Source organism: Marinospirillum sp. (assembly GCF_044810985.1).
Classification (GTDB): Bacteria; Pseudomonadota; Gammaproteobacteria; order Pseudomonadales; family Halomonadaceae; genus Marinospirillum.
This window is the reverse complement of record NZ_CP085242.1, coordinates 2,982,281-2,997,215: the sequence shown is the minus strand read 5'-3', so window position 1 is coordinate 2,997,215 and position 14,935 is coordinate 2,982,281. Positions and strand designations below refer to the sequence as shown.

Genomic DNA, 14,935 nt, shown 5'->3' with positions numbered 1-14,935 from the left:
TCGTTTTCAATTCCAGGGCCTGCCAGGGGCATTATCTTACCTTGTTTGCAGAAAGTTTCCTGTTGTATCCAGGTAACAGCCGCGCCAATAACTGCTTTTCATCTTGTGTGGAAAGCTCCAAAAAGCGCCCGCGATGCCCCAGAGCCTGGCGCAATGTCCGTTGCTGTTGAGCAAAGCTTTGTGACCAGCTCTGGTGCAAAGCCTGGGTCAGCGGTTGCGTCTCACCATCCATTTCCACTTGGGCGTTCAGCTGTGGCAACTGATAATCCAGGGGGTCGGTGAGTTGAATCGCCAGCAGGGCATACTGGCGACTCATGCGTTTGATCAGTTGTTGCGCCTGAAAGCTGCGAAAATCACTGATCAGAATCACCAGGCTGGAGGCTGGTAATCTTTGCCGAAAAGCAGCCAGAGCACGATCCAGTTGACCCGGCACCCGTGGCCGGATTGCTTCCAACTGCCGGTTGCAATCCACCAGGCGCGCCAGCCAGCGTAAAAAACGGGGCTGTCCGGCAACCGGGCTTTCCCAGTAGCCGCCCTCATCCGTTTCGATCCAGCCACCCACTTTTTCCTTGTCAGCCAGAGCCGCCCAACCCAGAAGGGCTGCCAGGCGTGCAGCCATCACTGCCTTGCTGGCCAGAGAGCCAAATTGCAATGCCGAGGTCTGATCCACAAACAGAGCCACCGGGCGTTGGTGTTCGGCTTCAAAGACCCGGGTATAAGCCTGGCCGCGTCGGGCAGTCACCTTCCAGTCTATATAACGCGGGTCATCTCCGGGCTGGTAGGAACGTACTTCCCGAAATTCCAGACCCCGCCCCGGCTGATTCATCACCCGACCTTCAGCACCCGGCAGGCTGCCCCGCATCAGTCGCTGCAGACTGACGGCAGACGCCGGTGCGCGCAAGCCATAAAGCTCTTTCAGGCTGACCGCCAGGGCAGGTTCCACAGGATTCATGCCACCGCAACCAGACTCAAAAGACGTTGAATAATGGCATCCCGACTGATGCCTTCGGCTTCCGCTTCAAAACTCAGCAGCAGACGGTGGCGAAGCACATCCGGTGCCAGTTGCTGTATGTCTTCAGGTAATACTTCCTTGCGACCCTGCAACCAGGCCAGAGCACGCGAACAGCGATCCAGTGCCAGACTGGCTCGGGGTCCGGCGCCCAATTGCAACCAACCGGCCAGTTGCTGATCATATTGGCCGGGACGACGGGTTGCCTGTACCAGATCCACAATATAGCGCTCCAGAGGTTCGGCCAGATGCACCTGCATCACCTGACGCCGGGCCGCCATCACCCCTTGTCGGGATAACTGAGTGGCCGCTTCTGTCTCCAGATCCGCCACCTCCTCACGCACCAGGCGCATGATGGCCAGCTCTTCCTCCGGCCCCGGATAGCTCACCCAGGTATGCATCAGGAAACGATCCAACTGAGCCTCCGGCAAGGGATAGGTGCCTTCCTGTTCCAGCGGATTCTGAGTCGCCATGACCAGAAACACTTCATCCAGTTTGCGGGTTTCTCCACCCAGACTGACCTGACGTTCCGACATGGCCTCCAAAAGTGCCGACTGCACCTTGGCCGGTGCCCGGTTGATTTCATCCGCCAGGACAAACTGATTGAACAGTGGGCCGGGGTGGAAATTGAAATCTCCGGTCTGGGGCCGGAAAATCTCGGTTCCGGTCAAATCAGCAGGCAGCAGATCCGGTGTAAACTGGATGCGCTGAAAACTGACTGCCAGTTGATCAGCCAGCTGTTGAATGGCACGGGTTTTCGCCAGGCCGGGCGCACCTTCCACAAGAAGATGCCCATCCGCCAATAAAACCACCAGCAGACGTTGTACTAAACTCTGCTGACCAATTACTTTACCATTGAGCTGTTGTTGCAATTGGGAAAAACGGGCGTGGACACTCATCGTCTCTGGTCTATCCTGTGTTTAGCACTTCCCTAAACAGCATTCACTATGCAAAGGCAGCATGAAGTCTTGCTCGGAAAGGCAATACGCGTTTTGATGGACATAGCATAACACGACACTGACTCGACTTACGTTGCGGGAGTCGCTGTCATCAAGAACAATAAGGATTGGAGCCACCATGCAAAAGATGCAAACCGCCCTACTGGAACTGATTGGTACTCTTAGAGAGCCCCTGTCTCGCCACCTGCCGGAACAAACCTGTGAACAGGTTATAGATTTTGCAAGGCGTCTCTACGAAACCGCTGCTATTGATGAGCTTTCGATGTGGCCGGAAGAAACCTTTTATGGCACCACGGTTTCCTTGTGGAATTTTTTGCAGGATTTTGAACTGCAGAAAAAAGACAAACGCACCCAACCCAAACTCAAGATCTTCAATCCCGATTTCGAAAAAGATGGCTGGCAGTCTCCCCACACCCTGATCCAGCTTCTCAACCCCAACATGCCGTTCCTGGTTGACTCCATGCGCATGGAGCTCAATCAGCGCAATCTCACCCTGCACACCATCCACAATGCCATCCTGCGCAGTGAGCGCAACAGCAAGGGTCAGCTCAAACAGTTATTGCCGCTGGATGCAGACAAGGGGCAGGAAGAGTCCCTGATCCTGATCGAGGTTGACTGTTTGAGCAATGAAGAAATCCAGGATCTGCAGGCCACCCTGTTGGATATTCTTGCCGAAGTGCACACTTCAGTGGTGGATTTTTCACCCATGCGTGAAAAAGCTCTGGAAGCCTGCCAGACCCTGAAGGATAAAAACCTGCAAGAGCAACTGAGCAAAAGACTCGACAAGGATGACATAGAAGAAGCCGCCGAATTCCTTGAGTGGCTGACGGCCGATCACTTCACCTTTCTGGGCTATGATGAATACCAGTTGCAGGACAAGGAAGGCAAAACCCAACTCTGCCGGATTGACGGCTCCGGCCTAGGCTTGCTGCGTGATGAACAAACAGCAAGCACCTGCGTGCCCGGTTCAGCCCTGCATGACAACCCCTTTATTCTGATTCCCGACCTCTTGAGTTTTGCCAAGGCTCCCCAGAAGGCGCGGGTGCATCGTCCGGCACACCCGGATTACATCAGCATCAAGACCTTTGATGCCCAGGGCCAGGTCAAGGGCGAGCTGCGTTTCATGGGGCTTTATACCTCCAACGTTTACATCCAGACCCCGCGGGACATTCCTGTGCTGCGCCAGAAGGTCAAGGCAGTCATCAAGCGTGCCGGCATGCAGATGGATGCCCATAATGGCCGCCAGCTGATGCAGATTCTGGATGTCTATCCGCGTGATGACCTTTTCCAGATTGGCATTGATGAACTGACCAAAACCACTCTGGGTATTTTCAATATCCGTGAAAGACGCAAGGTGCGGGTATTTATCCGCAAGGACAGCTACGGCCAGCTTTATTCGGTGCTGGTTTATATGCCCAGGGATATTTACAGCACGGATATCCGCCATAAAACCCAGAAGGTTCTCTGCGAGGCTCTGGATGCCGATTTTGTTGAATTCACCACCTACTTCTCAGAATCCATTCTCTGCCGCACCCAGTATATTCTCAGCTTCCGCCAGCCTGAAGGCGTGCAATACGACGCCCGGGAAATTGAACAAAGGGTCATCCAGGTCACCCGTTCCTGGAATGACTCCCTGCACAGTGCCCTGACCGAAAGCCTGGGTGAAGACCAAGCCAATCAACTGATGCGTTTTTACAAGGATGGTTTTTCAGCCGCCTATTGCGATGATTTCAGTCCCCGCCATGCAGTCAATGACATCCAGCATTTTGAAATGCTCAAGGGAGACAAAACCATTGCCCTGAGCCTTTATCGCACCGTCGAGGAAGCCGACCTGCTGCGTTTCAAACTCTTCCAGAAAGGTGAGCCGCTCCTGCTTTCCGATGTGCTGCCGGTACTGGAAAACCTGGGGCTTCGGGTGCTGGGTGAGCGGCCCTATGAAATCCGCCGTGGTGATGAAAACTGCTGGATGCATGACTTTTCCCTGGATGTTGCCATCAGGGGACTGGAAAATCTGGATCTCACCCAGGTCAAAGACATCTTCCAGGATGCCTTCCTGAAAACCTGGCTGGGCCAGGCTGAAAGTGATTCTTTTAACCGCCTGGTGCTCTCCGCCGGGCTGAGCTGGAGAGAGGTTGCCCTGCTGCGCGGCTATGCCCGCTATATGAAACAGATCGGTTCAACCTTTTCCCAGGACTATATTGCCGCCACTCTGGTCAATCACCCGGACTTGACCCGCAAGCTGGTGACCCTCTTCGATCTCCACTTCAATCCTGATATCTCCCGCTCAGAGGCAGCCTGCAACCAGTGCCAGCAACAGCTTGACCAGGCCCTGGAAAAAGTGGCCAGCCTCAGTGAAGACCGCATCCTGCGCCGCTACATGGAGCTGATCAGCGCAACCCTGCGCAGCAACTTTTACCAGTGGACGCCAGCCGGTGATGCCAAAACCTACATCAGCTTCAAGCTGGAACCCAGTGCCATCAGTGATATCCCCCAGCCCCGCCCGCGCTTTGAGATTTTTGTCTATTCACCCAGAGTGGAAGGGGTGCATCTGCGCTATGGCAAGGTAGCCCGCGGTGGCCTGCGCTGGTCGGATCGTCATGAGGATTTCCGCACGGAAGTCCTGGGGCTGGTCAAGGCCCAGCAGGTCAAGAATGCGGTGATCGTGCCAGTGGGGGCCAAGGGCGGCTTTATCTGCAAACAACTGCCGGATGCCAGTGACCGTGAAGCCTTTCAGGCCGAAGGCATTGCCTGCTATAAAACCTTCATTTCCGGCCTTCTGGACATCACCGACAACCTCAACCAGGGACAGGTTATGCCTCCTGAGCGGGTTGTACGCCAGGATGAAGACGACTCCTATCTGGTGGTGGCCGCCGACAAGGGCACAGCCACCTTCTCGGACATTGCCAACGGCATCTCTGCCGATTATGACTTCTGGCTGGGGGATGCTTTTGCCTCCGGCGGCAGTGCCGGTTATGACCACAAGAAAATGGGCATTACCGCCCGGGGTGCCTGGGTCAGTGTGCAGCGCCACTTCCGCGAACTGGGTATCAATGTCCAGAAAGAGGAATTCACCGTACTGGGCATTGGCGACATGGCCGGGGATGTGTTTGGTAATGGCATGCTGTTATCGGAACACATCTGCCTGGTGGCCGCCTTCAACCACAAACACATCTTCATTGACCCCAACCCGGATGCCGCAGCCAGCTTCAAGGAGCGCCAGCGGATGTTCAAGGAAAGAGCCGGTTGGGACAGCTTCAAAAAAGAACTCATCTCCGAAGGCGGTGGCATCTTCTCACGGGAAGCCAAAAGCATCGTTCTGACATTCCAGATGCAGGAGCGCTTTGGTATTCAGGCCACACGCATGACTCCAGCCGAGCTGATCAATGCCTTGATGCAGGCTCCTCTTGATTTGATCTGGAATGGCGGTATCGGCACCTATGTCAAAGGCAGGGATGAAACTCATGCCGAGGTCGGTGACAAGGCCAATGACATCCTGCGCATTGATGGTAACCAGTTGCGCTGCCGGGTGGTGGGTGAAGGCGGCAATCTGGGCTTCACCCAGAAAGGTCGCATCGAGGCAGCCCTCTCCGGCGTGCGCTTCAATACGGACTTTATCGACAATGCCGGTGGCGTGAACTGTTCCGACCATGAGGTCAACATCAAGATCCTTCTGCAGCAGGTGATGCAGGCCGGTGACCTGACCCGCAAGCAACGCGATCAGCTGCTGGAAGACATGACCGAAGAAGTGGCTGACCTGGTTCTGAAAGACAACTATACCCAGGCCCAGGCTCTGGCCATTGCCGACCTGGACAGCCGTAAAAGCCTGGGCCACTACCGCCGCCTGATCAATACCCTGGAAGCGGAAGGCAAGCTGGACAGAGAGCTGGAATTTTTGCCCTCCGACGATGAACTGCAGGATCGTGAAGCCGAACACAAGGGGCTGACCCGCCCGGAACTCTCGGTGCTTCTCGCTTATGCCAAGGCCGACATCAAGAATTCAGTGCTGGAATCAGAGGTTCCTGAAGACCCCTGGTTGGGCCAGGCTCTGAAACGGGCATTTCCTGGTGTGATTCTGGAACGTTATGCCCAGCCCCTGGAGAATCACCGCCTCAAACGTGAGCTGATTACCACCATGCTGGTCAACGAACTGGTGGATCGCATGGGCATCACCTTTGTCCACCGCCTCAAGGATAATGCTGCCTTGAGTGTGCCGGACATAGTGCGGGGTTATGCAGTGGCCAGGGATGTCTTTGACCTGGTCAACCTCTGGAGTGCTATTGAATCCCTGGATCACCAGGTGGATGCCAGTCTGCAACTGCAACTGATGCATGATCTGACCCGCATGTTGCGCCTGGCCACCCGCTGGCTGGTACGCAACCGCTTTGCCGGTCTGACCGCCAGAGAGGCAGTCGACTATTTTGCACCCAAGGTGCAGTTGATCACCGAGCAGATTGCCCAGCGCTTGAGCGGCGATGAAAAACAAGCCTGGCAGGTACGCTGTGACCAGATGACGGCCAATGGAGTGCCTGAAGAACTGGCATCGCGCCTGGCAGGTATCGGTCACCTCTATTCGGCCTTGAATATCATTCAGGGGGAAAGGGAAACCGAACAGCCGCTGACCCAGGTGACGGAAGCCTACTTCCTGCTGGGCCAACAGCTGCAGTTGCCCTGGTTGAAGCAACAGATCGTTGATCTGCCCGTGCATGACAGCTGGGAAGCCATGGCCAGGGAAGCCTACCGGGATGAGCTGGATGATCGCCACCGGCAGTTGACGGTCAGTCTGTTGGCTCTGGAAGGAGGCTCCAGCGATCTCGAAGCCCGGATGGAGCAGTGGCTGCAACACTATGCCCTGCAGGTGGAACGCTGGCAAAATCTCTTGCATGAGGTCCGGGGTGGCACTAATGTAGGTTATCCGCTGTTTGCTGTCGCCATGCGCCAGCTGGCAGTTCTGAGTATCCACGACTCTGAGTAGCGATCACTGACCGTCAATGCCTAGTGTTTATGTGCGCCTGAACATGGGGGTAAGCGAGTGCCTGGAGTTTTATACCAGCCAGGCACCCAATGCCAGAACCCACACCGTAGACGGGCGCAGCATTATTTTCCCGCGCCGTTTGCTGCGCAACATGGTTGACAGCAACGGCATCCACGGGCTGTTTCGTATTACCTACAATGACCAGGGGCAATTTGTTTCCATTGAAAGGGTTTCTACTTAGGAGAACAGCAACCGGTGTATACCTTTCTGATTGCCGACGATCATCCCCTGTTCCGTGAAGCCATGATGGATGTTGTGGCGGCCACCTTTCCGGGTTCCCTGCTGCTGGAAACCGAAAACCTGGACACCACTCTGGAGATGATCCAGCAAAGAGAAGAAGTTGACCTTTTGCTGTTGGATCTGAAAATGCCGGGTATGCAGGGCTTTGAGGGTATCAGTCGGCTTCATGCCCAGCGCCCCACACTTCCGGTGGTCATCATTTCCGCAGAGGATGACCGCCAGGTCGTACTCGAAGCCATCACGGCAGGGGCCATCGGCTTTATATCCAAGGCCTCACCGCGCGAAGAAATGGCCAGGGCTCTGCAGTTGCTCCTGACCGGACAGGTTTACCTGCCTTCACACAGTATCCGTCAGGCCGAAACACCGACCCTCAGCAAAGACCCTCACCCGGCTGCCCTGCAACAGCTGACCCGCAAACAACTGGAAGTTCTGGAACGCATGGCTCTGGGCGAGTCCAACAAACAAATTGCCTGGCACTTGCAGATTGCGGAAACCACGGTCAAGGGGCATGTTGCCGCCATCATGCATAAACTGGAGCTCAAAAACCGGGTTCAGCTTGCCCTGGCAGCCCAGAAACACTTTTCAACCCAGTAGCTGTCCCAAAGCCTGGCGCAAGCGCAAGGGGCGAACCGGCTTGTAAAGCAGCTGATAACCTTCACGCTTGACCTCGGCTTTCAACTGGTGGCTGTGGTTGGCGGTAATCACCAGCACGGCCGGTTCCTTCTGCAAACGGCTTTTCAGCAAACGCACGGCATCCAGACCGGATTCCTGCTTGTCCAGATGATAATCCACGACCAACAGCTGTGGCCCCAGGGAATCACGGATGGCTTGTTGCTCCAATTCCACAGCATGCGTTGCCGTTATCACCTGACAACCCCAGGATTCCAGTAATTGCTGCATACCTTCGCAGATGGCCGGGTCGTTATCCAGCACCCATACACGGGCAAGGTTCAGGCACTTCTGTTTGCTCAACAAGGGGTCCGTTGACAGTCTGCTGATCTCGGCGGCTCTCACTCGGGGCACTTCAACACTGAACATCGAACCCCTGCCCAGCCAGGAAGCCACCCTGACCGGATGCCCCAGCATTCTCGCCATCTTGTCGACGATGGCCAGCCCCAGGCCCAGCCCCTGATCCTTGCCATTCACCGGCTCCAGCTGAACACGCTGAAACTCCTGAAAAATATCTTCCAGCCGATCTTCGGGAATACCCAGGCCAGTATCCCAGACCTGGATAAGCAGGCTGCCGGCTTGACGCCGACAACCCAGCAACAAACGCCCACCCGCTGGGGTATAACGCAAAGCGTTGGCCAGAAAATTGCGCAAAATTCTGGCCAGAAGATGCTGATCCGTTTCCACCCAGGTCTGGGTGCTGACCCAGTTGAATTGCAAATTTTTACTGGCGGCCACCTGCTGGTACTCCGAGCCCAGATTATCCAGTAACTCTGCCAGACAAAAGCAGGCTTTATCCGGCTGAACGGCCCCGGCATCCAGTTTGGAAATATCCACTAGAGTTCTCAGCAGAGACTCCACATCATTCAGTGAGCGGCTGGCAGAAGTCACCAGTTGGCTGGTCACGGGTTCCAGTTGTTTTTCTTCCAGAGCCGAAGTGAACAGGCGGGCGGCATTCAGGGGCTGCAGGAGATCATGACTGACTGCGGTGAGGAATTTGCTTTTGGAAACATTGGCTGCTTCTGCTTCCTGTTTGGCTTCCAGCAAACTCGTTTCCATCATTTTGCGTTCCCTGATTTCCTGATGCAGCTGAGTATTCAAACGAGTCAGTTCACTGGTTCTTTCCCTGACCTGCTCAGCCAGGGCGGCGGCATGCTCAAAAGCGGCATAGGGCGCTTCTGACAGGCTGTTGCCAGCTTCAACTCTTTCAATCAGCGCCCGATTGATTTTTTTCAGGCGCAGATTCTCTTCCTTGAGGTGCTGCAGCGAATCGGAGTTATTGGCTGGCATCACCTTCTCCCAGCACCACACCGGTAAAGGTCTGGTTGATATGCAGACCGGCATGGTGCTCACCATAGGTATTGAAACCTATGACCCGGTGTTTACGCAGGAAGGCTGAAGCGGCTTCTTTTTCTCCCTGCTGCTCACTTTCCAGACGCCTCAGAAAACAATCACACCCCAGGGTCATCAAGGGTTTGCCGATTCTTTCCCGAATACGCGCAAAACACTGCTGCAAATCCGGCAGCAAGGGTTGTGGCTGCATTGCGGTCAGGACACTGCCTTTACCCACAGCACAGTAGAAAGTCAGGCTGAGGTCTGCATGCACCTGTTGGATGGAACGCACATAAAAATCCTGGCCCAGCTTCACTGCCAGGGGGTTCAGGGCAAAGGTCAGAGGTGACAACTGCTCGACTGGAACAGCGGTCAGCTCGGCGTATACCTCAGCAGCCGGACGGGCGTTCAGTTCGTATACCCGGCGCTGAGCGGCATCGGCTTCGGTGACCACCAGCTTGGTTTCCAGAGGTTGCATGTGATGGGTGGTGAAGACTTCAAAAGGCAGCAAGGTGGTAAACAAAATCAGGACTGCAGCCCGGTTATGAAAGGCACCTTTCACAAAGACATGGGTATTGGCCAGCCGGATATCATCCCCGGCTGAGCCACCAAAATGAGGAATGCCACCCAGAGCTGCATTCAGGGCAACCAGAACCAGTTCTTCCTGACTGGACAAGCCATCAAACAGGGTCATTGCAAAATGCCGCCCCTGACCGGAAAAGTTTTGCTTGCTGGTTTCCAGCAGTTGGTTGACCTCCTGCTGTGCACTGGCCAGGGAAAAGTTTTCCAGCGGCTGGATCAGGGTAATCGCCAGGGAAAAAGCTTGTTGACTGAAGCCCAGCGCGGTAATCGAGCCTTGGGCATAGCCCTGCAACCCCAATTCACCGGCCGTGGTACAACCTACCAGTTCCTGCCCTGCAAATTCCGTATTCAGGGCCTGGGCCAGCTGCGGCAGGGGGTATTCTGCCGAACAAAAGAAAACCACCCAGCGCAAATCCGGGTGGTTCAGTTGGGTTGCCAGCTCCTTTGCTGCCTGCCAGGGATCACTGGCAGAGGAGCTGGCAGCCTTCAGGGGTTGGCTGGTTTCAGAAAAAGCCCATGGGGTTGACGTCATAGCTGACCAGCAGGTTTTTGGTTTGTTGATAATGCTCCAGCATCATCTTGTGGTTTTCACGGCCGACACCGGATTTTTTGTAGCCACCGAAGGCTGCGTGGGCTGGATAGTGATGATAGCAGTTGGTCCACACCCGGCCCGCTTCAATGCCCCGCCCCATACGATAGGCCCGGTTCATGTCACGCGTCCAAAGGCCAGCACCCAGGCCGAATTCCGAGTCGTTGGCAATGGCCAGCGCTTCCTCTTCATCCTTGAAGGTGGTGACTGAAACCACCGGGCCAAAGATTTCTTCCTGAAACACGCGCATCTTGTTATGACCTTTGAGCAGCGTGGGCTGAATATAGTAGCCCTTGTTGAACTCACTATCCAACTGCTCCTTGCCACCCCCCATCAGGACTTCGGCACCTTCCTCGCGTCCGATATCAAAGTAACCGAGAATTTTGTCGAACTGTTCCTCGGACACCTGGGCACCCACCATGATTTCAGTATCCAGGGGGTTGCCGCGCTTGATCTGTTGACTGCGCTCAATCACCTTGGCAATAAAGGTGTCGTAGATCTCTTCCTGGATCAGCAGGCGGGAAGGACAAGTGCAGACTTCACCCTGGTTGAAAAAGGCCAGCACCACCCCTTCCACGCATTTGCTCAGGTAGCTGTCTTCATGATCCAGTATATCCTTGAAAAAGATATTGGGTGATTTACCGCCCAATTCCACCGTGGAAGGGATGATGTTTTCAGCGGCGCATTTCATGATGTGCGAGCCAACGGGCGTGGAACCGGTAAAGGCAATCTTGGCAATGCGCTTGCTGGTGGCCAGGGCCTGACCGGCTTCTGCCCCATAGCCATTGACCACATTCAAAACCCCTGCAGGCAGCAGGTCTTCAACCACTTCAATAAATTTCAGAATGGACCAGGGGGTTTGTTCGGCCGGTTTGAGGATAATGCAGTTACCCGTGGCCAGGGCCGGAGCCATTTTCCAGGCCGCCATCAGCAGCGGAAAGTTCCAGGGAATAATCTGTCCAACAACACCCAGCGGCTCATGATAATGATAAGCAACGGTGTTGTTGTCAATTTCACCGATTGAGCCCTCCTGGGAACGAATCACACCGGCAAAGTAACGGAAGTGGTCAACAGCCAGGGGAACATCAGCATTCAGGGTTTCCCGAACAGCCTTGCCGTTGTCCCAGGTTTCGGCTACGGCTATGGCTTCCAGGTTCTGCTCCAGGCGGTCGGCTATTTTCAACAGCAGGTTGGAGCGTTCAGTCACTGAGGTTTTCCCCCAGGCCGCTTTTGCCTTGTGGGCTGCATCCAGTGCCAGTTCGATATCGGCTGCATCGGAGCGGGGAATTTCACAGAAGTTTTCTCCGGTTACCGGGGAAACATTCTGAAAATACTGTCCCTTGACCGGTGGCACCCATTGGCCACCGATAAAATTGTCATAACGGGGTTTGAATTGGGTCACGGAGTCGGATTGACCAGGTTGTGCATAAATCATGAGACGAGCCTCTTATTCTTGTAATTGGGTTGGTGATCCTGAAGTTATCAAGACCCTTACAGCCTAGTGGCTGCCCATGAAATTCACACTTGTGCTTTGGCACTGAAAAAACCAGTACTTTGGTACTGAGTCTGTTTTACTGGCCCACACTGCTATAATGCCCAAAAACCATCTTCTGTCACGGGGCTTTTCATGTATTCACTGGCACGTAAACTACTTTTTACACTCTCGGGTGAAGCCGCTCACCAGTTGGCTCTGGAAGGTCTGGATGCCGCCCATCGCCTGCATCTGACCCGCCCTTTTACGGCCACGCCGATTCACTCACCCATCCTGCTGATGGGGTTGGAATTTCCCAATGCGGTGGGTCTGGCGGCAGGCCTGGACAAGAACGCCGATCATCTCAACAGTCTGGGCAGTCTGGGCTTTGGGTTCATTGAAGTCGGCACTGTCACCCCCAAGCCTCAGCCCGGCAACCCCAAACCGCGCCTGTTTCGGATTCCCGAACAGGAAGCCATCATCAACCGCATGGGATTCAACAACAAAGGCTTGGAACACCTGCTGAAACAAGTCAAAAAGGCTCATTTCCCTGGTCTTCTGGGCATCAACCTGGGTAAAAATCTGACCACTCCGGTTGAAAATGCCGTAGATGATTATCTTTTGGGATTGGAAGGGGTTTACGAGCAGGCGGATTATGTCACCGTCAATATTTCTTCACCCAACACGCCCGGCCTGCGTAGCCTGCAATACGGTGAAGCCCTGAAGGATCTGCTCAAGCCTCTGAAGGAGGCCCAGCAACGGCTGGCTGATGAGCACCAGCGTTACGTCCCTCTGCTGGTCAAGGTGGCACCGGACATGAATGACGAAGAACTGCAAAGCCTGGCCGCCACCCTAAGAGAATTGAAACTGGATGGCGTGATTGCCACCAATACCACGCTCGACAAAACCGCCGTGGAGGGTCTGGAGTTTGGCAACGAAGAAGGCGGCCTGTCTGGAAAACCCTTGACGGAAAAAGCCTGCATCATCACCCGCAAGCTGACCGAAGCGCTGGAAGGGGAGTTGCCCATCATCGGTGTGGGTGGAATTTTTTCTGCAGAAGATGCTGTGGAGCGCATCAAGGCTGGTGCCAGCCTGATTCAACTCTACTCAGGCTTTATCTACCGTGGGCCTTCACTGATCCACGAATGCGCTGAAGCCATAGCAGCCATAAAAGAAACCTAAAAAAAAGCCCGGCACTTGTAAAACAAGGCCGGGCTTTTCTATTCAGCTTTCAGCGATCAGGCTGAGCGGCGACGCACAGGGCGGCTACCGTCATCATTTCCGGGTTTACCGGACATGCCTTCACGGCTGGTCAGGTTCAGCGGTACACCGCAGACCCGAACGCGAGCCAGTGCCTGGAAAACAGCCTTGGGCATGCCTTCAGGCAGGTCAACAGTACTGAAGTCCTGCTGGATATCAATACGGCCAATGTTGCGGCTGGAGATGTTGGCTTCGTTGGCAATCGCACCCACGATATTGGCAGGCTTGACGCCATGTGAACGACCAATCGGCATGCGATAGCGCTTCATGCCAGCTTCCAGTTCACGCGAACGACCTGCGCCCTTGTTACGAGCACCACGTGGTGCTTCATCACGGCGATCATTACGCTCACGCATGGGACGAGGCTTGATGTCTTCAACCCACAGCGGCGTGTTGCCCTGAACCATTTTCGCCAGAGCCGCAGCAATCTGCAGCGGGTCGGCATCGGTTTCAGTATGGATTTCATTGACCAGTTTCTGGAAGTCTTCCAGATTCCTGGCCTGCATGGCGTGAACCACTTGCTCTTTAAACTTGTCACTGCGCTTGGCATTGATCACTGCAGCCTTGGGCAATTCCATGGGCTGAATTTTCTGGCCGGTGCTGCGCTCCAGATTGAACAGCAAACGCTTTTCGCGAGGCGTTACAAAGAGGATGGCTTCACCACTGCGACCGGCACGACCGGTACGACCGATACGGTGAACGTAGGATTCGCTGTCATGGGGTGGATCATAGTTGATGACGTGACTGATACGCTCGACGTCCAGACCACGGGCAGCAACATCGGTAGCCACCAGAATATCCAGCTGGCTTTTCTTCAGCTTGTCGACGGCCTGTTCACGCTGGGCCTGAGCCATATCACCGTGCAGGGCAGAAGCACGCAAACCACGACCATTCAGGAAATCAGCCAAATCGCTGCAGCCTGCTTTGGTGCGGGTGAAGATAATCACGCCATCCGTGGGCTCTGCTTCCAGAATACGCACCAGAGCTTCCTGCTTGGGCAGACCATTGGCCATCCAGACGCGCTGGGTGATGGTATCGGCAGTGCGTGCCTTGGCCGCAATACGGATTTCTTTGGGGTCTTTCAGGTGACGCTGGGCAATGCGACGAATCACATCCGGCATGGTGGCGGAAAACAGAACCACCTGGCGTTGGGCCGGGGTCTGTTCCAGAATCCATTCCACATCATCAATAAAGCCCATACGCAGCATTTCGTCGGCTTCATCAAGAACCAGGGTCTGCAGCTGGGAAATATCCAGACTGCCGCGGCGCATGTGATCCATAACACGACCGGGGGTGCCAACAACGATCTGGGCACCGGAGCGCAAGGAGCGCATTTGTTCACGATATTCAGCACCGCCATAAAGGTTGGCGACTTTAACGCCTTTCAGGTTGGCACCGTATTTTTCCACGGATTCTGCGACCTGCATCGCCAGTTCGCGGGTGGGTGCCAGAACCAGAACCTGGGGCAGTTTAACGCTCAGATCCAGGCGTGCCAGGATCGGCAGGGCAAAAGCAGCGGTTTTACCCGTGCCGGTTTGCGCCTGACCCAAAAGGTCATGACCTTCCAGCAACAGAGGAATGGTCTGTGCCTGGATGGGTGATGGGGTTGAATATTCAATGGAAGAAAGCAAAAAGTCAGGAAGGCCCAGCTCGTCAAAAGCGGGCAGGCTTGCGTCATTAGACATCAATTATACCTAAGTTACAGATAAACGCAGAGGCGGGCGCGGGCCCGATACACAATCAAGAAAGGGCAACGTCAGCCTGATGCAGGGAACACACCAGCTCAGTGATG

At 55.0% G+C, this 14,935-nt stretch carries 10 protein-coding genes; 4 read left to right on the top strand and 6 right to left on the bottom strand.

Features of this window, described 5'->3' with window-relative positions; all coding sequences use genetic code 11:
• Window positions 1-31: 31 nt before the first annotated feature.
• On the bottom strand, window positions 32-952 hold the full coding sequence (locus tag LG323_RS14120; RefSeq protein ID WP_404417501.1) for a DUF58 domain-containing protein: 921 nt from the start codon (window positions 950-952) through the stop codon (window positions 32-34).
• Window positions 949-1,908 carry an AAA family ATPase gene (locus tag LG323_RS14115; protein WP_404417498.1) on the bottom strand — a complete coding sequence of 320 codons (960 nt, stop codon included), beginning with the start codon at window positions 1,906-1,908 and terminating at the stop codon, window positions 949-951. Before LG323_RS14115 ends, LG323_RS14120 begins: the two co-directional genes overlap by 4 nt.
• Before the next feature lie 178 nt (window positions 1,909-2,086).
• On the opposite strand from LG323_RS14115, the gene LG323_RS14110 reads away from it, so the two are divergent.
• The 3 genes from LG323_RS14110 to LG323_RS14100 are packed head-to-tail and all read left to right on the top strand — an operon-like array spanning window position 2,087 to window position 7,834.
• Window positions 2,087-6,940, top strand: a complete 4,854-nt coding sequence (locus LG323_RS14110) for an NAD-glutamate dehydrogenase (protein WP_404417495.1) — start codon at window positions 2,087-2,089, stop codon at window positions 6,938-6,940.
• Between the two features lie 16 nt (window positions 6,941-6,956).
• A complete protein-coding gene (locus LG323_RS14105) occupies window positions 6,957-7,181 on the top strand; it encodes a DUF2835 family protein (RefSeq protein ID WP_310697190.1) in 225 nt (74 codons plus the stop codon).
• Between the two features lie 14 nt (window positions 7,182-7,195).
• Entirely contained in the window at window positions 7,196-7,834 is a 639-nt protein-coding gene (locus tag LG323_RS14100; RefSeq protein WP_310697191.1) for a response regulator transcription factor, read from the top strand.
• On the opposite strand, the gene LG323_RS14095 is transcribed toward LG323_RS14100, so the two are convergent.
• The 3 genes from LG323_RS14095 to LG323_RS14085 are packed head-to-tail and all read right to left on the bottom strand — an operon-like array spanning window position 7,823 to window position 11,847.
• Window positions 7,823-9,199: a hybrid sensor histidine kinase/response regulator gene (locus LG323_RS14095; protein WP_404417491.1), complete on the bottom strand. Its 1,377-nt coding sequence runs from the start codon at window positions 9,197-9,199 to the stop codon at window positions 7,823-7,825. The genes LG323_RS14100 and LG323_RS14095 overlap by 12 nt on opposite strands.
• On the bottom strand, window positions 9,186-10,355 hold the full coding sequence (gene nosP, locus LG323_RS14090; protein WP_404417490.1) for a nitric oxide-sensing protein NosP: 1,170 nt from the start codon (window positions 10,353-10,355) through the stop codon (window positions 9,186-9,188). Before nosP ends, LG323_RS14095 begins: the two co-directional genes overlap by 14 nt.
• The gene (locus LG323_RS14085; protein WP_404417487.1) at window positions 10,327-11,847 is read right to left on the bottom strand and encodes an aldehyde dehydrogenase family protein; all 1,521 of its coding nucleotides are present in this window, start codon (window positions 11,845-11,847) and stop codon (window positions 10,327-10,329) included. Before LG323_RS14085 ends, nosP begins: the two co-directional genes overlap by 29 nt.
• Before the next feature lie 192 nt (window positions 11,848-12,039).
• Between LG323_RS14085 and LG323_RS14080 the strand changes: the two genes are divergently transcribed.
• Entirely contained in the window at window positions 12,040-13,065 is a 1,026-nt protein-coding gene (locus tag LG323_RS14080) for a quinone-dependent dihydroorotate dehydrogenase (protein WP_404417484.1), read from the top strand.
• A 56-nt stretch (window positions 13,066-13,121) separates the two neighbouring features.
• Here LG323_RS14080 and LG323_RS14075 read toward each other — a convergent pair whose 3' ends face one another.
• Window positions 13,122-14,828, bottom strand: a complete 1,707-nt coding sequence (locus tag LG323_RS14075) for a DEAD/DEAH box helicase (protein ID WP_404417481.1) — start codon at window positions 14,826-14,828, stop codon at window positions 13,122-13,124.
• Window positions 14,829-14,935: the final 107 nt, after the last annotated feature.